This is a genomic window from Pseudomonas sp. OV226, assembly GCF_003148705.1.
GTDB lineage: Bacteria > Pseudomonadota > Gammaproteobacteria > Pseudomonadales > Pseudomonadaceae > Aquipseudomonas.
Window position 1 is genome coordinate 146,300 of the sequence record NZ_QGGS01000005.1, and the last position, 17,683, is coordinate 163,982.

General features: G+C 57.0%; 17 protein-coding genes. 8 read left to right on the plus strand and 9 right to left on the minus strand.

The window, feature by feature from the left end:
• Positions 1-61: 61 nt before the first annotated feature.
• Complete coding sequence (locus C7534_RS11950) at positions 62-682, minus strand: TetR/AcrR family transcriptional regulator (RefSeq protein ID WP_077430547.1); 621 nt, start codon at positions 680-682, stop codon at positions 62-64.
• Between the two features lie 87 nt (positions 683-769).
• On the opposite strand from C7534_RS11950, the gene C7534_RS11955 reads away from it, so the two are divergent.
• Positions 770-2,287, plus strand: a complete 1,518-nt coding sequence (locus C7534_RS11955; protein WP_109785887.1) for an efflux transporter outer membrane subunit — start codon at positions 770-772, stop codon at positions 2,285-2,287.
• A 197-nt stretch (positions 2,288-2,484) separates the two neighbouring features.
• Here the strand turns inward: C7534_RS11955 and sorB are convergent, their stop codons facing one another.
• The 3 genes from sorB to C7534_RS11970 form a co-directional block, all read right to left on the minus strand.
• Positions 2,485-3,132, minus strand: a complete 648-nt coding sequence (sorB, locus tag C7534_RS11960; RefSeq protein WP_109785888.1) for a SorB family sulfite dehydrogenase c-type cytochrome subunit — start codon at positions 3,130-3,132, stop codon at positions 2,485-2,487.
• A 9-nt stretch (positions 3,133-3,141) separates the two neighbouring features.
• Entirely contained in the window at positions 3,142-4,398 is a 1,257-nt protein-coding gene (gene sorA, locus C7534_RS11965) for a SorA family sulfite dehydrogenase catalytic subunit (RefSeq protein WP_077430550.1), read from the minus strand.
• A 307-nt stretch (positions 4,399-4,705) separates the two neighbouring features.
• A complete protein-coding gene (locus tag C7534_RS11970; RefSeq protein WP_077430551.1) occupies positions 4,706-6,223 on the minus strand; it encodes a nucleobase:cation symporter-2 family protein in 1,518 nt (505 codons plus the stop codon).
• A 256-nt stretch (positions 6,224-6,479) separates the two neighbouring features.
• Here C7534_RS11970 and C7534_RS11975 point away from each other — a divergent pair, with 256 nt between their 5' ends.
• A complete protein-coding gene (locus C7534_RS11975) occupies positions 6,480-6,761 on the plus strand; it encodes a BrnT family toxin (RefSeq protein WP_046026925.1) in 282 nt (93 codons plus the stop codon).
• 2 nt (positions 6,762-6,763) lie between these two features.
• On the plus strand, positions 6,764-7,105 hold the full coding sequence (locus tag C7534_RS11980; protein ID WP_109785889.1) for a BrnA antitoxin family protein: 342 nt from the start codon (positions 6,764-6,766) through the stop codon (positions 7,103-7,105).
• Between the two features lie 79 nt (positions 7,106-7,184).
• On the opposite strand, the gene C7534_RS11985 is transcribed toward C7534_RS11980, so the two are convergent.
• Complete coding sequence (locus C7534_RS11985) at positions 7,185-8,021, minus strand: arylamine N-acetyltransferase family protein (protein ID WP_109785890.1); 837 nt, start codon at positions 8,019-8,021, stop codon at positions 7,185-7,187.
• Between the two features lie 118 nt (positions 8,022-8,139).
• Positions 8,140-8,928 carry an exodeoxyribonuclease III gene (gene xth, locus C7534_RS11990; RefSeq protein WP_109785891.1) on the minus strand — a complete coding sequence of 263 codons (789 nt, stop codon included), beginning with the start codon at positions 8,926-8,928 and terminating at the stop codon, positions 8,140-8,142.
• A 169-nt stretch (positions 8,929-9,097) separates the two neighbouring features.
• Here xth and C7534_RS11995 point away from each other — a divergent pair, with 169 nt between their 5' ends.
• Together C7534_RS11995 and C7534_RS12000 are read left to right on the plus strand one after the other, a co-directional pair.
• Positions 9,098-9,682, plus strand: a complete 585-nt coding sequence (locus tag C7534_RS11995) for a GNAT family N-acetyltransferase (protein WP_109785892.1) — start codon at positions 9,098-9,100, stop codon at positions 9,680-9,682.
• Between the two features lie 107 nt (positions 9,683-9,789).
• Positions 9,790-10,110, plus strand: coding sequence for a hypothetical protein (locus C7534_RS12000; RefSeq protein ID WP_109785893.1), 321 nt, complete (start codon positions 9,790-9,792; stop codon positions 10,108-10,110).
• A gap of 33 nt (positions 10,111-10,143) precedes the next feature.
• On the opposite strand, the gene C7534_RS12005 is transcribed toward C7534_RS12000, so the two are convergent.
• Both C7534_RS12005 and C7534_RS12010 read right to left on the minus strand, forming a co-directional pair.
• The gene (locus tag C7534_RS12005; RefSeq protein WP_109785894.1) at positions 10,144-11,550 is read right to left on the minus strand and encodes a DUF1254 domain-containing protein; all 1,407 of its coding nucleotides are present in this window, start codon (positions 11,548-11,550) and stop codon (positions 10,144-10,146) included.
• A gap of 141 nt (positions 11,551-11,691) precedes the next feature.
• A complete protein-coding gene (locus tag C7534_RS12010; protein ID WP_046026931.1) occupies positions 11,692-13,263 on the minus strand; it encodes a sensor domain-containing diguanylate cyclase in 1,572 nt (523 codons plus the stop codon).
• Between the two features lie 234 nt (positions 13,264-13,497).
• Between C7534_RS12010 and C7534_RS12015 the strand changes: the two genes are divergently transcribed.
• Positions 13,498-13,965, plus strand: coding sequence for a hypothetical protein (locus tag C7534_RS12015; protein ID WP_109785895.1), 468 nt, complete (start codon positions 13,498-13,500; stop codon positions 13,963-13,965).
• Positions 13,966-14,018: 53 nt separating this feature from the next.
• Here the strand turns inward: C7534_RS12015 and C7534_RS12020 are convergent, their stop codons facing one another.
• Entirely contained in the window at positions 14,019-15,767 is a 1,749-nt protein-coding gene (locus C7534_RS12020) for a L,D-transpeptidase family protein (protein WP_109785896.1), read from the minus strand.
• An 81-nt stretch (positions 15,768-15,848) separates the two neighbouring features.
• Between C7534_RS12020 and C7534_RS12025 the strand changes: the two genes are divergently transcribed.
• Together C7534_RS12025 and C7534_RS12030 are read left to right on the plus strand one after the other, a co-directional pair.
• Complete coding sequence (locus tag C7534_RS12025; protein ID WP_109785897.1) at positions 15,849-16,550, plus strand: murein L,D-transpeptidase catalytic domain family protein; 702 nt, start codon at positions 15,849-15,851, stop codon at positions 16,548-16,550.
• 294 nt (positions 16,551-16,844) lie between these two features.
• A complete protein-coding gene (locus C7534_RS12030) occupies positions 16,845-17,672 on the plus strand; it encodes a hypothetical protein (protein ID WP_109785898.1) in 828 nt (275 codons plus the stop codon).
• Positions 17,673-17,683: the final 11 nt, after the last annotated feature.

Consider the following 17,683-nt stretch of genomic DNA (forward strand, 5'->3'; position numbering starts at 1 on the left):
TATCTAGTTTTTTCAGGCGCACACGCTGATACGGATGCGCAGCGCATCCGTCAGCAGAGGTTTAAGGCATCAGGCTGCGCAGAACAAGATTGGAGATAAGCGAGGGGGCTTCTTCAACAAAATCGAGGTTGTACTGCAATAGCAGAGGATTGATGAAGGGCCGCAGAGCGAGATGAATCGCCTCTACCGTCTCGTCCAGCGGAGTCTTGCGTTCAAACTCACCGAGCTCTCGCCCCTCACGCACGATTTGCAACACGAAGCTCTTGATCTGAGCGTCATAGACTTGTGAGCAGGGCCATCGCTCCGACGCGGCGAACGCTGCGATGTCGTAGAGTTTACGGTCGTTAAAGAACAGGCTCACCCCTGTAGCGATTAAGGTTTTGACCAGGCGCCGAAAACGTTCAGTCGGCGAGATGCCGTCTACATTGATGGCTTGCTCCACTGCCGCAACGATTTCAGTCAGGCAATTTGTACAGATTGCTTCACCAATCGCCTGCTTGGATTCAAAGAATTTGTAGATGTAAGCCTTGGAAAAGCCGATGGCCTTGGCTAGGTCAGAAACCGTTGTTTTGCCATAACCGTATTGACTGAAATGTTCGTTGGCCGCCGCGACAATCTGGTCTCGAATGTCGTGATCGGCTGGGCCACGGGCGCTGGGCGAAGAAACTGAAGGCTGATTCATGCGAGCAGCTTACTCATCCCAAAGGTGGTTGACAACTTGTGACCAATTTGTAATATCGTCACAAACCGACCCTTTCGCAGGTATCGCATGCACCCTCCTCCTCGTTTCGCCGTTTTGCTGTGTTTGGGTATGGTTGCAGGTTGCGCAGTGGGCCCTGACTACTCAAAACCCCGTGTGGAATTGCCCGAGCATTTCTCCGCGCAAACGTCCAAGGCACGACAACTGGGCGCCGCAAATGACGATCTCGCCGCTTGGTGGAACGCATTTAATGACCCAATACTCAGTCAGCTGATAAATCGAGCACTTGAACAGAACCTCGATTTAGCCCAGGCAAACGCAAGGATCGAGCAGGCTCGCGCCGGTTTGGGCGCAGCTAACGCAGCCCTCCTGCCGTCGGCTACCGTCAATGGTCAAGCGGCCCGAGCCCGTCAGTCATTGGAGACGCCGTTGGGCCAAGCGCTGAATTCAGACCCTTCCTATAATCGCTACGGCAGTGCCTATGAGGCGAACTTGAATGCCGGCTGGGAGCTGGATGTGTTTGGCGGGCTGCGCCGAGGTAAAGAAGCCGCCTTCGCCGATTATCAGGCCTCGCAAGCCGGAGCGATTGCCACACGCCTGGCAGTGGTCGCGCAGACAGCCGATCTTTACATCAGCATCCGCGGCCTTCAAGCACGCCTGGAAATTGCCCGGCAGCAAGTAGACACACGACAACAACTGCTCACCACCATCGAACATCTCTACGCAAAAGGCCTGGCGGCTGAACTGCAGTTGAACCAGACCCAAGGCGCGCTGAACCAAGCGCAGGCCACCGTGCCGGTACTGCAAGCAGGCATTGACACGGCAATGAATGCGCTGGATGTCATGTTGGGCAAGGCGCCCGGCACTTACAGCGCGCAGTTGACTAAGCTGGCGCCCATCCCTGAGGCGCCAGGCCTCTCGGACATGGGCGCTCCAGCCGACCTGCTGCGTCGGCGTCCAGACTTGATCGTCGCGGAGCGCCGTCTTGCGGCATCCAGCGCGCGCATCGGCGAAGCCATGTCCGAGTACTACCCCAAACTGTCTGTGGCTGCGCTGCTCGGCAGTGCTACATCGGTATCCAGTGCAAACCTGTTCAGCAACGGCGCCAGTCAGGCTTCGGCGGCACTGGGATTACGCTGGCGGCTGTTCGATTTTGGCCGCATCAACGCCCAGATTGATTTGGCAAAGGGCCAGGAAGCCGAAGCCTTGGCCGCTTACCGCCAGTCCGTTCTGCGGGCCTGCGAAGATGTGGAAAGCGCTGTTTCGGCACGGATCAACCGCGAGCAACAATCGACCCAGCTCGCCCAGGGCGAGTCGGCGTATGCGAAAGCCAGAGCGACATCGTTTGCCGCCTATGAAAAAGGCGTGGTCAGCTTGATCGAAGTGCTGGATGCCGATGAACATCTCCTAGCGGCATCTGATGGCAGAGCCCAGGCACAAACTGAATCGGCTCGCGCTGCAGTGGGCACGTTCAAAGCATTGGGCGGCGGTTGGCAGCGAGATGACTCAGATGCTCGCGTTGTCTCAAAAAGAGCGGAAACTCGAATGTTTTTTCCTGATCCAGGGATATCGAAAGAACTCCAATAAAATACGGGCTGGATTAGGATAATCGTAGGGATATATATACTAAAAAACAGAATAATTTCATTGTAGAACAAATGCTTATTTTTCTGTTCGAGTCCAGGTCGTGAAGCCAGACAACGTTTCAGGGAAGGTTTTCAAAATCTCTGAAGCTCCGAAAAAACCCGCCATTTGGCGGGTTTTTTCGTTTCTGGCTACCGAGCCTACTGCTGCAGTATGAACGTTGCCAGGGTTTGCAGATTGTCCGGGCTTATCTGTGCGAACGGTGGCATCGGGATATTCCCCCATTTGCCGGTACCGCCGTGCTGGATGCTGGATGCCACCTTGACCAGTGCCTGCGGGTCACCGGCGTACTTGGCAGCTACAGCATGATAGGCCGGCCCTACGACTTTTTGATCGATCGAGTGGCAAGCCAGGCAACCGTTGCTCTGGAGCAACGCCATGGCATCGACTTTTGCTGCTGGCGCCGCCGGGGGCGGCCCCGCGGATGGATTCAAAGCAGCCTGCACATCGGCATCGCTCGTTTGGGCACTCCCGTAGGTCACCGCCAGGTAGACGCCGATAGTGCTCACATCCTGATCGCTGATCGGAGCCCCGTACACGTGCTGCATCTTGCCCGCCTCAGCGGTCCACTGCGCCAGCGTCATGCCCGGAGGCTGGAAGTTGATGTAATCGGCCGAATGGCAGATGGAGCATTTCTGCTGGGCCAACGGATAGCCAGGCAGCGCACTGGGTTTGAGCACAGCCGTTTCGGGCGGCAAGGTGATCGATAGTGGCGCTGCGTTAGCCCAGCCAGCCAAACAAACCTGAGCCGCACAGAGCAAAGTCATCATGTATTTCATGCGTTTCATGCGAGCCCCTCAGGCGACAGTCACGTGGCTGGTTTCTACGACGTGGCGGCGGTAGCCAGCCGGGTTCCAGTCGGCCTGCAGCGGCTGTGTTTCGCCCGCACTGTTACTGGCTCGCACCATCAACTGGGTGGCACCCGCGCTGGTAAAGGTGATCGGCAGCGTCCACTCACGGAAGGAGAAACGGCCAAGGTCCTGCCCAAGCGCGGCTTCGCGCCAGACTTTTCCGCCGTCGATCGAGATTTCCACCTTGTTGACGCCAACACCGCCGTCGAACGCAATACCCTTGAGCACCACGCTTTTTTTCAGCGGCAACACATCACCATGTTTAACGCTGGTGATGAAACTGCGCACCGCCAACTTGGAAATCGGCAGGGTTTTTGCCGCTGTGGTGCCAGGGGCAATGCAGAAGCAATCGTTGTCCGGCAGGCGGTAACCTTTCGCCATGAAGAAACCTTCATAGGTATGGTCGACGACTTCAATCTCACTGAGGTGCTTGACCCAGTAGGTGCCGAAATAACCGGGTACGACCAGACGTATCGGGTAACCGTTGAGGAATGGCAGATCGGTGCCATTCATCGACCAGGCAATCATGGGCTCGCCGTCCATGGCATGGCTGATGTCCAGCGCCTTGATGAACTCCGGCGTACTTGGCAGCACGGGCTTATCGAGCCCACGGAAGGTCACTTGCCTGGCATCGGCTGTCACACCCGCCTTTTCCAGTACCGCCTTGAGCGGCACCCCCACCCAGCGCGCATTCCCCATCGAACCATTGCCCAACTGAGCACCAAACACGCGGGGCATCGAGAAGCCGCGGCTGTTACCTGAGCACTGATTGACGGCCACCACTTCTACCGGCTCGGCAAGGGCCTTGAGCTCTGCCAGGGAAAGTGACAGCGGCGTGTTGACCGAGCCCTTGATCGTCAAGCGGTAGCTGTCTGGATCAATGCTGGTAGGGAAATTGGCCAAGTGGTAACGCACGAAAAACGCGTCATTGGGCGTGATGGGCCCTTCGTTGAAGACCGGAAACGGCGTTTCAAGGTGCGGCGGGCGTGTGGTCACCAAGGTCAACGGGCGTTTTTGCGGATACTGCACCAGTGGCCGGGGGCCGGCGGCAAAGGTCACTTCTTCGGCGGTCTCGTCGGCCTTGGTTTCGTCGGCTGCCCTGGCCAGGCTCGCCAACGGAGAAGCCGCCAAAGCGAGGGTGAAGGCATCGCGCAGAACGCGTCGGCGGCTCGGCTTGCTGTTATCTATAAAACTGAACTTCATTCGGTGCTCTCTATAATTGTTTTACTGAGATGCAACTGTCAGCCCGGCCAAGGCACGCAGGCCTCGGGCTCGATGTTTTTTTAAAGGGTTTCGCTTCACGGTTGGACTTCGGTGCGAAACCAGTATCGTCACGCCAAAGTCGACCGCTTTTCATTTGACGTCAGCGGCTTAACATTTGACGACAGTCGTTGCCGACGCATGCGGTCGAGCGTGGTATCTCAACAGACTTGTCCCAAGCCACACATTCAGCCAAAAAAAAAGGCGTCCCGAAGGACGCCTTTTTTATATTTCCATGCCTTGAATGTTGTCAGACATGCTCACTGCTTTTCGCATGCAGCGCTCGCGGCTCTCCATGCCCATGGTCGGTTTCCACCACCGGGATTTCTTTTCCGTCGCAGTCATGCAGTTTGCCTTCGCTGAAATAATCCCCTTCGCGCAACGCCGCCAGGTCCTGATAACGCAACACGCGCTCAGTACCGGCCGCGAACACCGACTGCTGATCCGAGTTACCCGCCGTGAGGTGGTTGAATGTCAGGTTCAACACGATGGCCATGATCGCCGACGAGCTGATGCCCGAGTGGAAGATGGTCGCGAACCAGCTAGGGAAATGGTCGTAGAAGTTCGGTGCAGCGATGGGGATCATGCCGAAACCGATAGAGGTAGCGACGATGATCAGGTTGACGTTGTTGCGGTAATCGACCTTGGACAGCGTCCGGATACCACTGGCCGCCACCGTACCGAACAGCACGATACCGGCACCGCCCAGAACAGACGTCGGCACAGCGGCGATGACCCGGCCCATGAACGGCAGCAAGCCGAGAATCACCAGGAACAAACCACCCGTGGCGACCACGTAGCGGCTCTTGATCCCGGTCACCGCCACCAGCCCGACGTTCTGGGCGAAGGCACTTTGGGTGAACGAACCGAAGATCGGCGCAATCATGCTCGACAGCATGTCGGCGCGCAGACCGTTGCCCAGGCGTTTGGAGTCGACTTTGGTGCCAATGATTTCACCGACGGCGAGGATGTCCGCCGAGGTTTCCACCAAGGTCACCATGACCACGATGCACATCGACAGGATGGCGGCGAAGTGGAAGGTCGGCATGCCGAAATGAAACGGCGTCGGGAAGCCGAACATCGGACCTTGGGTGACGGACGAAAAGTCCGCCATGCCGAGGAACACCGCGATGACCGTGCCGATGACCATCGCCAGCAGAATCGACAATCGGGAGATGGTCGCGCTACCGATCTTGCTTAGCAGTAACACCAGCACCAGCGTCACCGCCGCCAGGCCAATGTTCGCCACGCTACCGAAGTCCGGCGCGTGACTATTGCCGCCCATGGCCCAACGCGCAGCCACCGGCATCAACGTCAGGCCGATGGTCGTGATCACAATACCCGTGACCAGCGGCGGGAAGAACTTGGTGATGCGCGAAAACACCGGTGTGATCAGCAAACCAATCAACGACGCGGCAATCACCGCCCCGAGAATCGACTGGAATCCGCCCTCCCCGCCACTGCTGACTATCGCCACCATGGTCGCGACACCCGAGAACGACACGCCCTGTACCAGCGGCAACTGACAACCAAAGAACGGTAAACCGAGGGTTTGCAATAATGTCGCCAAGCCCCCCGCAAACAATGAAGCTGCAATCAACAAACCGATGTCCGCCGGCGAGAGTCCGGCCGCCTGACCGATGATCAAAGGCACCGCGACGATGCCTCCGTACATGGTCAGAACATGTTGCAGGCCGTAAGCCATATTCGCGCCGATCCCGAGATTTTCATCCTCGGGCCGTTGGTGTGAAACATGGGGCGTTTTCATGGTTGGGGGGTTCCCTGGTTTTTGTTGTGCGCACACTGTATTCAAGACACAGGACAAATGTCTATAGAGTTGTATACAACTTATCGGTCAGATTATGGACAGGTGTCCATTTTGCTCGTCGAGTGACGAACCTGATCGCACAAAAAACCTTGAAATACATCCCTCCAGGTACTCGCCCCTTCTGCCGCTAATCTTTTTCGTTCATGGCGACCGCCGGCACGGATGCCCTCTTTTTTATACATATAAAGTATGCATAATGAAGCCATTCGACATTCAGTATGACAAGGCAAAGAACGCGGCCAACAAACTCAAGCATAGGGGCATCAGCCTGGCGGAAACCGAACCGGTGTTCGATGACGAGCGGGCCCTGACGCTGCAAGACCACGATCACGACGAACAGCGCTGGATCATCATGGGGCAGGATGCCAAAGGTCGTTTACTGGTGGTTGCCTACACGTGGCGCGAACCGAATTTCGTTCGAATTATTTCCGCACGCGTCGCCACCAAAAACGAGCGTCGCCACTACAGGGATGCATGACCATGAAAGACGAATACGACTTCAGTAACGCCAAGCGCGGGGCCATTGCCTCCAGCAAAGGCAAGACCCGCATTACCATCATGCTGGATGATGCCGTCATCGAGGCGGCTCGCTCGCTCGCGGAGGACGAAGGGTTTGGTTATCAAACAGTCATCAACAACACGTTGCGCCAGAGCTTGCTCAGCGACAAAGGACAAGGCGCGAAGGTCGATCAACCCAGCGGCGCCACTGCCGGCCAACTCAAAAAAGGCGTAACGGCCACCGACCTCAAGAGCCTCGAACAGAAACTCGCAGAGGCCCTTAACGAAATCCGTCGTGTGATGGAGCCGGGGATTCGGCCATAGGGGATAGGATCCTGAAGGCAAGTCAAGATCAGCATTAGTGCGCAAGGCAGATCGGCAGATCTGCCTTGCGCAGGCTCGGTCAGACCTCTTCCTTCGGCGCGATCAAACGCTCGATCACCTGCCTCAACCGGGCGCTCTCAGGTACCAGAATTCCGAACTCGCTGCCCAGCAGCTCGATCAGCTCATCCACATCCGTCACTTGGCGCCGCTCACTCTCGTGACCGATCCGATGTATTGCAAAGTTGCCGTTGTTGAGCGTACGGCGCCAGCCCTCCCCGGTCCGGGCAACCATCAGTTGTTTGGCAAACGAAGACTCGGGATGGGTCGAGACGTACCAGTTGCCGAGGGTGTAATCGATGTCTTCCTGGCGCTGCAGGTCGAAGATGTACATCGCCCGCCACTCGCCGCCGACGTTGGCGCGCAAGGTGTAGCCATCCGCATGTTGTTCAATGCGATACGGCTCATGAGGGGTGGGTTGCCCGGTTTCGGTGTCGAGCATCAGTGGTGCCGTGGGGACCATGCCGCCAAAGCCGACGTCGGTGATGTAGCGCACACCGTCCAGAGTGACCAGGCTCAAACGGTGAGTGCGAGCGGTCCACGCGCCTTCGGGCTGCCCCATCACAACCCGTCCGGTGATGCCACGGGCGTCGAAGCCCAGCTCCTGAAGCAAAGCCAGGAATACATGGTTGAGCTCATAACAGTAGCCACCGCGACCGTCGAACAGGACTTTCTGTTCAATGGACGGCAGGTCTATCCGCACCGGTTCGCCCGACAATGTGGTGAGGTTTTCAAATGCGAAGGCACCGGTGTGGCGCAACTGCAACTGGCGCAGGGTTTCCAGGGTGGGTGCCGGGGGCGCATCGAAGCCCAGGCGCTGCAAATACAACTCAAGGTGGGTCAGGCGTGGCTCGCTCATTGCTCAGTCCTTATGCATGGGGCCGCGGATCGCTCCGCCGATGGCCGCCATGTATAAGGGATAAAGCGCTTCGACTGACAATTGATTTCGCCAATCACTATCCCCGCCGAAATCAATGTTACTTGCGCGAACTCACACGAATCCATGTCGGCGCATGGTCACTGGCATGCGGCTCGTTGCGCACCCAGGCGTCGACACCGGCCTCTTGCAAATAAGGACTCAGCACCGGGTTCAGCAACAGGTGATCGATGCGCAGCCCGGAGTTTGTCTGCCAGTGCTGCCGGAAATAATCCCAGAAGGTGTAGAGCCGGTCCTGCGGATACAGATGTCGCAGGGAATCCGTCCAGCCCTGATCCAGTAAACGTTGATAACACTCGCGGCTTTGCGGTTGCAGCAGCGCATCCTTGAGCCAGGACCGAGTGTTGTAGATGTCCAGATCGGTGGGTACCACGTTGTAGTCACCGGCCAGCACCACCGGGTGTTCACTGCCTTGCAGTTCCTTCGCATAGGCGATCAGCCGCTCAAACCACGCCAGTTTGTAGTCGAATTTCGGCCCCGGTTGCGGGTTGCCGTTGGGCAAGTACAGGCACCCCACCAGCACACCATGCACCGCCGCTTCCAGATAGCGACTGTGGGTATCGGTGTCATCGCCTGGCAAACCGCGCCGACTCTCCAACGGTTGCGCATCTCGCGCCAGAATCGCCACCCCGTTCCATGAAGATTGACCCTGCCAGATGGCACCGTATCCGGCCGCCTCAAGCTCGGCGGCAGGAAAGGCTGCGTCCACCGATTTCAGTTCCTGCAAACAGGCAATGTCCGGTTTTTCCCGTTCCAGCCATACCCGTAAATTGGGAAGACGTGCGCGCAGGCCGTTGACATTGAACGTGGCGATTTTCAGGTTTTTCATGGTCGGACACTCGCTACGGATTGGCGGTATCCAGTTCTGACCGGAGTGCGTGGCAACAGTTGCCCTCGCACACCCGGCGGTCGATTAAAGGTGTCGCAGCGGGACTTGCCAATCGACGGCGGCTCCCTTGTAATGCCCTCTGCGATTCTTTTCCGAGACAGCCTCGAACATGGACACCCTGGAAGGTCACCGAATCAGCCTGCGTCCCCTGCAACTGAGTGATGCCACCGCCCTGCTCAATGCCGCGCAGGACGGCGAATTATGGAACCTGACAGTTACCGTCGTGCCCTCGCCCACCACCATTGATGGCTACCTGAAAAAGGCGCTCGATGGTCGAGATGCCGGCACCGTCCTGCCTTTCGTCATCGTGCTCAACGAAACCGGCGAAGTGATCGGCTCAACGCGCTTCTGGAAAATCGACCGCCTCAACCGCAAGCTGGAAATCGGCAGCAGCTGGATCAGCGCCCGCTGGCAGAAAACCTTCGTCAACACCGAAGCCAAATACCTGATGCTGCGCCATGCGTTCGACGGGCTGGACTGTGTACGGGTGCAGTTCACCACCGACGAAAACAACCAGAAATCACGTCACGCCATTTTGCGGCTGGGTGCGCAACAGGAAGGTATCGTGCGCCACGAACGGATCATGCCGGACGGTCGCAAGCGCAACTCGGTGCGGTTCAGCATCATTGATGATGAGTGGCCGTCGGTGCGCAGCAATCTGGAACAGAAAATGACCGAATACAGCCTTCGATAGTGCTCCCACATTGAATAGCGACCACCGACCGCTCGTCATCCAACCGGTACCCATCGACCCGCCTTCGGACCAACATCAGGTAACGACTCACCTTGGGGAGACGGACCATGATGACCACAAAACTCACTTCACTCTTACTGACCGGGTTGTTATGCGTCGCAGCGACGGCCTCGTTTGCAGCGCCCTACGACAGCCCCCATCCGGCGGACACACGGCCCGGCGCCACCCGCGGATCAACCCTGCCCCCCGACTACACCCGCAGCGCGCCTTCGGCCGGCAACAACTCAGGCTCGGTTAGCGGCACCGGTACTAATGGCGGGGCCAGCGGCTCGGGCTCTGGCGCAGGCGGCGGCACCGGGGCGGCTGGCGGCGGAACCGGTGGTGCGGGAGGCGGAACAGGCAGCTGGACGAATAAAAGCAAGCCATGAAGCACTTCATGGTCTGCTTTCGCTATAAGTCCATCACAGTCGTTTGACGGCTGGCGGGTTCCATTTGCCGTTCAATGCCTCGGGTTTTGGGCCGTACAGGCGCATGGTCAGGTTAAACGGGCCTTTGGGGGCGGGAAGCCAGTTGGCCTCAAGGTCTTTGCCGGGGCTTTCGTTCTGGAAATAGATCTCCAGGGAACCATCGGCGTTAGTCTTGAACGGCATCCAGCTGCTGACTGCAAAACGGTTTAGCGTATTACCCACCTGGAATCCTTCCGGATCGTACAACGTGATCGACCAGAAAGCGTTCACCGGCGGTACTTCAGCTTTATCAAAATGCAGGACGTACTTGTTGGCCCCATCGAGCGGTTTGCCCTTGTCGTCCCCCATGTTCAGCGGATAAATCGCATCCTCGGGCAAGTTCGCCCCCAACCCGACCTGCGCCACGATCGCGCGTTTAAGGTAGTAATTGCCGTAGACCCCCATGGTGTCGGTGTTCATCGACCAGCCGTTGACCACCCGAGCAAGCGTTTCAACCTTCCACTTCATCAGTGTTTGCGCTTCTTCAGGCACGGTCTGCAATGCGGCTTTCACGGCTGGGTCCAGTGTCTCGATGTTGAACGATTTACCCACCTCGATACCGATGCGTTGCATCTGCGCCAGGATCGGCTGATCGGTGAGGTGAGGCGGATGCACTTTGAGCAATTCGGCGGCGTAGGCAAAGTATTTTGCCGCCGACAGCGTATCGACCTGAATCTTCGGCGGCGTTTTCATGTCCACCGCCGGGTCGACTTTCACGGTGACCGGTTCAGCTTTTTTACCCAGCTGCGACAACGGCGTCACGGTATAGCCCGCCTGAATACTGTGCACTGCCGCGTAGTCGGCTTCCCCGTCGGTCTTGGTCCGGCCGATGATCCAGACGAAAGGCGTCGGCGCTGGCAAATGACTCAATCCGGCAGGTACCGTTCCCGTCCAGCCCGGTGGTGTCACCAGAAACTGACTGGCCTGTGTGCCGGTAGTGCGCCAGCCGGGCGAAGCGAAGACGTCGCTCCACATGTCGAGCATCGGCAACAGATAAAAACGCCCCGCGGTGTCCGGCGCGGAAATCACCAGCGGCTCCTTGGTCAAATCGAGCCAGGCGATGGAATACAACGTATCGAAGTTCGCCCGCACCACCCCTTTGAAACTTGCGGGAGGATACTGCGGCACACTCACAAACATGTTCATCGGGCCTTTACCAAACTCCTTGCCGGGTTCGATATTGGTGAACTGCTTGCGGGTGATGTCCATGGTCAATAGCGGATAAAAATACAGGTAGGCCTCAACGCCGATGGCATGTGCTTCTTCAGGGGTGACTTTGGTTTGAGCCTGGCTGGCCAGTGGAAAAACGGCGGCGGCCGCAAGGGTTAGAGCAACGGCTGTCAATGCTTGAGTAATCAACATTTAGGCGATCGTCCGTGCTATGGGGAACGCTGCCGGGTTCGGCAGGGCTAACGGAACTCTAGACGATCGATTCAGGAAGAACTGACAGGCGGACGACCGGTTGTCGGGTGTTGCAAGGCTCATACAACAGCACTGAACGGCTCAACGATCCGAGCGCATCAGCGCCTCCACGCCCCCTTCCATGGACAACACCGCAGAACGATTGCGCCCCGAATGCTTGGCTTGATACAGCGCTGCATCGGCACGCTCGATGAACACTTCGATGCTGTCGCGCCCTGACGGTATGAACGCGTAACAGCCAAGACTGACCGTCACATAGCCGGTGGGTGAGCCGCTGTGAGTGATGTTTTTGTCCATGACGCTGCGGCGGATTTGTTCGGCAATCGCGAGCGCGCCGTGGATATCGGTATTGGGTAACAACACCGCGAACTCTTCACCGCCATAGCGCACCGCCAGATCAGCTTTGCGATGACAGCAACTCTTCAGCGCTCGCGCCACTTCGGCCAGGCAATGATCGCCGGCGACATGGCCGTAAGCGTCGTTGTAACGTTTGAAGAAATCGATGTCGAGCATGACCAGGCTCAATGAACTCAACTGCCTGGCACCGCGCGCGAACTCGATGTCCAGCGCTCGCTCGAACAATCGACGATTGGCCAGCCCGGTCAGGCTGTCATGGGTGGCGATCAGTTCCAGGGCTTCTTGCGCTTTGCGCAAATCGGCCTCGATCCGCTCGCTATCGCGCACTTGATGGATGAACACCCAGCCGAACAGCCCCACCCCAAGGATCACCAACGCCACGATGACGCTGGATTGAAACGCCGTGTCGTACCAGCCCTGCAAAACCGCGTCCCGCGAAGAAGCCGCAGAAACCACCAGTGGATAACCCTCCAGCTGACGATAGCCATGCAATCGAACGATGCCATCCACCATCGAACTGATCATCGCGTTGCCGGCGGGCGCGTTGGGCAGCAGGTTCCGGAAAATGTCCCCCTGGGCCAATGACGTATTGATCTGCGACTCCACAAATGGCCGTCGCGCCAGCAGCGTTCCATCGGTCAGCGCCAAAAACATCGACCCCTGGTCATCGAGGCTGAAGCTTTTGAAGAACTGATCGAAGTACGCCATCTTGATCCCGGCCAGCAATACCCCTTGGAAGTTGCCGTTTTTGTCATTGATGCGCCTGGAAACCGGAAGGATCCACTCGCCATTCTCCCGACTGCGGATGGCCGGCCCGATGTGCGCAACCGAGGACACATTCTGCTGGTGAAACTTGAAGTAGTCCCGATCGGCCACTCCAGCGCCCCGAGGCAGGTCCTCGAACGAAGTCACCACCCACTGCCCCTGCTTGTCGAACAGGAAAATCCCGTGCAACTGGTCCAGCGCCAGCACCCTGCGGGCAAAGGTTTTCTGCAAGCGCGAGTGTTGCGCAGGGCCATAGCCGTCAACCTGAATCCAGTCCACCAGACTGGTCAGCACCAGATCGGCCTTCATGAAGGTGTCTTCAGCTTGCTGCGCCATGGCTCGGGTCAGGTTCGACGACGCCACTTGCGCCACTTCCAGGTCGTGGCGCTGCGACTGCTGTAGTTGCAGGTACAGCAAACCACAAAGACACAGGCACACTGCCGCGATAAACAGCACCGCGGCTTTAAGCAGCGGTAACCGTTTCAACGTGCCACCGGGGGCGTGATGCGGGTCGTGAATGGGGATAGGCAAAAACTCGTCCTGTAAGGGCATGCGCGGGCGAAGACCCAAAAACCCTTATTTTTTGTGAGCTTAGTCTACGCCTTAGTGAGGAACAATTGTCCTGTGGAGCGTCGGCAGTCGCGCAAACCGGAGCGCTCACCAGGAAACGAATTGTCACGTTTGAATCGCGGGCATGACCCAAGGCAAGACCTGGATGACGTTGCAGGAGCTACGATTACCCTTACATCACGACAGGGAATCGAAATGAGCAAGGCAGACGAACTCGCCGCGAAGTTGAAACACACAGGGTCTACCAAAGCAGATCAGATCATCGATAGTTGGCCGGGCCAGGTTTACGACCTTTATCGCCAGATCGAGCATTGGCTGCTGCCGCTGACGGAGGTTGGCCTGGTTTTGCGGCGCAATCCTGTTCACATATTCGAGAGCGATCCGACTGGGGAAACGTTCGACTATTCCATCGACCAACTGGTGATCGAGGGCAACCGCTACTCGCTGACTTTCGACCCGGTCGCACGATTCACCGCGGATGGCGCGGGTCGGGTAGAGATCCATTCCAAAGGCAAGGAGCTCGCACTATTGCGCACTGTGGATGAGCACGGCGAGACGCATTGGTGGCTACAAACGATTGAGCAATCAGGTCAACAGGAGGATGCGGTAGCGCTGACAGAGCACACCTTGCTCTCGGTGGTGCAGGAAGGGCTGGAGCTCTGAACCCGAGGGATTTATAGCGGGCAGGCTCGGTTCATTGAGCCTGCCCTTTGCGGTTACAAATCCGGCCTCACCGCCACCACAGACCCCGTCGCCGCGCGCAAATCCAGCGCCGGTACTGGCGAAGGCCGGTTCAGCGCCTGCAACACCGGCGCATCGTAGCCATACACATCCGGCTTGAACGCCACCCGCCCGTCACTCTCCAGATCCACCGTCCAGTACGCCAACAACACCGGCACTTTCACAGGAAGCATGATGTTCTCGGTCTTGCCATTGGCCAATTGTTTTTGAATGCCGGCGCTGTTCCATTTAACCGGATCGTTGAACAACAGCTCCACCAATTGCAGCGGGTTCTCTACGCGGATGCAGCCCGAACTGGTTGCCCGGACCGTTTTGGCAAACAGTTCGCGATGCGGTGTGTCGTGCAGGTAAATCGCATAGTCGTTGGGGAAGCGGATTACCACCTGCCCCAACGAGCTGTCGGGCCCGGAGTCCTGACGCAGGGTGAGCCCGCGTGCGTTGCTCCAGTCGACGGAAGACGGGTCGAGCACATTGCCCTCGCGATCCAGTACTCGCATCCGGTTGGCGGCCAGGTAACCGGGATTGGCCTGAATTTTTGGCAGCACGTCTTCCTTGAGGATCGTAGGCGGCACGGTCCAGGTCGGGTTAAACGTGATGTAGGTGATCTGCGCCTGGAAAATCGGTGTATTGCGCGCCGCTTTACCGACCTGTACCCGGGAACGCCAGATCGGCTTGCCATCGCGGTACATCGCCACCTTGTAGCCGGCGATATCGACAATAACGAACGTGCCCTGAAGTTTATAAAGCAGCCAGCGCGCCCGTTCCAGGTTCACCCGCACCTGGTCGATGCGCGCATCAACGGGCACATTCAGCGCCGCCAGCGTCGTCGCCCCCGCCACGCCATCTGCACCCAGGTATTGCTCGGTCTGATACTTCTTCACCGCTGCGGTGACGGCGCCGTCGTACTTCGTGCCGCGGATCAATCGCGGATCGAGAAAGCCTGCCGCGACCATTCTCGCGCGCAGTTGGGCGACAGCAGGTTCGTCCATGCCGGGTTTGAGCGAATGGTCTACAGCTACTTTCGGCCAGCCGCCCCGGTCCCGAATCCCGCGCAATTGCGCAAGCGCCTGGCGCAAACCAACGTATACCGCTGCTTGCGGTGGCGCCTGGGCAAAAGCGCTCGCCACGTCGTGATGGTCGAGTGCGATGAAGAAGGCATTGACGTCCTCACGGGGATCGACGCCATTGCCGTCAAAATTCCAGTGATTATCGAGCCGCGACGGATCGACTTTGCCGCGCCGCAATTGCAGCAGCGCAGCAATAAAGGTGTGGGTGGTGGCGATATCAAACGCTGCCCGCTGCTCAGGTGTGACCGTCAAGGTTTGTACTGAGGGCTGCGTACGGACAATTTCATCGATATGGAAATCCGCCGGGTTCAAGCCGTCGGCCTGCGTGTCGTTCAGGCTTTTGATCAACTGCGCGACATCGCTGTCATTCGTCCACGCCGCGCGATAGGCGCGATGGGTGTAAAAATCCATCACCAGACGACTGACATCCACCCGCCGATGGCGCTTGGAGGTGAGCAAGGGCGGGAAGGCGGTTTTCAGAGGGGCGAGCGAGGCCTGAATCGTTTGAGCGACGATGTCGTCCGCTGCGGCGTCCATAACGGTGCTCGGCGCAATTGCCGACTCAATCGGCGAAGTTTCAGCAATCGCTGCACCACTTATCAGAAAGCCCATAAAAAGTATGCGGCTTATGACGAATAACCTTGTTAATTGCACCATAGATAATCCTTAATCTCCCGCATTCAATCGCTAGCTTCCCATGCACTGCTAGACTCGAACTTAACATGATGAGACATCTATATGGCGCTACTACGTTTTGGCCTTCCATTCGCGGCCCTGTTACTGACTGCAATGTCCGTACCGTCAGCCTACGCCGATTCGCTTGCCGCCGCCCTCGTCAAAGCAGCGCCGAGCGCCGACGCCAAGGTCATTGACCTGGCCGTCCGCGCTTCAAAATGCAGCATCGCGCAAGGCAGAGCCCCCGTCCAAAGGCTCGCCATTATCGACTATTCCTTGCCTTCGACTGAACAACGTTTGTGGGTCTTTGACCTGAAAAAACGCAAACTGCTGTTCCATGAACTGGTAGCACACGGTCGAAACAGCGGCGAGAACATGGCCGTTAACTTCTCCAATCAAAACGAAAGCTTCGCCACCAGTCTCGGCTTGTACCGTACACAGTCAAGTTATGTCGGCCAAAATGGCTACTCGCTGCGCATGGAAGGCCTGGAGCCGGGTTTCAACGACAACGCGTACGACCGGGCGATCGTGATTCATGGCGCCCCCTATGTCAGCCCGATGCTGGCCCGTGTGAATGGCCGGATTGGCAGAAGCCTCGGTTGCCCGGCCGTTCGGCCGGCGATTGCGCATCGGCTGATTGATTCGATGAAGGATGGGCAACTGTTGTTCTCCTACTATCCGGATCAGCGCTGGTTGAAGTCGTCTTCTTATATCAATTGCGGTAGCGGCACGGTTGCTTCGGCATTCAAGCCAAATAAAGGCTGACAACAAAGGGCAGCCTTTCATCACCGCCCTCCCCCCGATATCACACAAAGTGATATCGGTCCCACAAGAATTAATTCTGTGCTTCACGCAGAAACAAACATTTGTGGCTACTCCGTGGAAGAAAACACCGAACGGTACTAGCGTATGAGGACGGATAGCACATTTAAGCCGTTTTTGTTCTACGCTTCCATCACGAACCAGAAGTCACAGAAGGTGATCACAGTCAACAACCCGGTCTTTACTTAACCTAAAGTCACGGGCTGTTATGCGCGCATACAACTTGGAGGTACGCTTATGAAAACAGGCTTGTTAATACTACCTGTCCTCATATCGCTAACTTCTGGCTGCGTATCATTGGACTCGGTCAAAAACTACGCCTCCTATTCAAAATTAACTGTAGAAAGCACCAGGCCAATTGCACAAGACTACTTTGATTCCTGCATGAGGGCCAACAATTACAAACCCTATAGCCATGCCAGCAATTGCCAAAGCGAAAGAGCCACTTCAAATGCGATTTCCGAGATCGCAGAAGTACTGGCCGCTTATAGCGACTCGCTCGGCGCTCTTGCCTCTGACGAGCTCGTTAGCTATGACGACAATCTTAACGAAGTCGCATCCGAACTAAAAAAAATCAAGGGCGCCTCTCCGGAAAAAGTTGACGCAATCAAAACTCTTTCAGCAAAAATTGCATCAGCGACGACTAACGCCTATCGACAGAAGCAAATTGTAAAATACATATCAGAAAGTAACGATGCAGTAGTTTCGGTTTCCGACACATTGGCATCAGTCATTGAGCAAAATTACTCCTTTGCAATTTCTCTAGAAATTGATGCTTGGAGTGACAGCTATCGTAAAGTAGAAATAGTTGAGCGTGATGCTCACCCCTTAGCGTGGGACGCCTTTGCGACAAGCAAATGGCAGGAGAGAGAGAATCTGGAGAAAAAACAATCTGCCGCCACTGCTTTGGCAGACAGCATCAGAAAAATCGGCTCAACACATGCAAAATTAAAAAAAGATGCAGAACATATTACCGGCGATGAGGTTTATGCATCGGTCAGATCCTTTATTAGCGATGTCAAACCAGCCATTAACCAGGTTAAGGCAGCCTATACTGAAAAATAGAGGTCTTCACA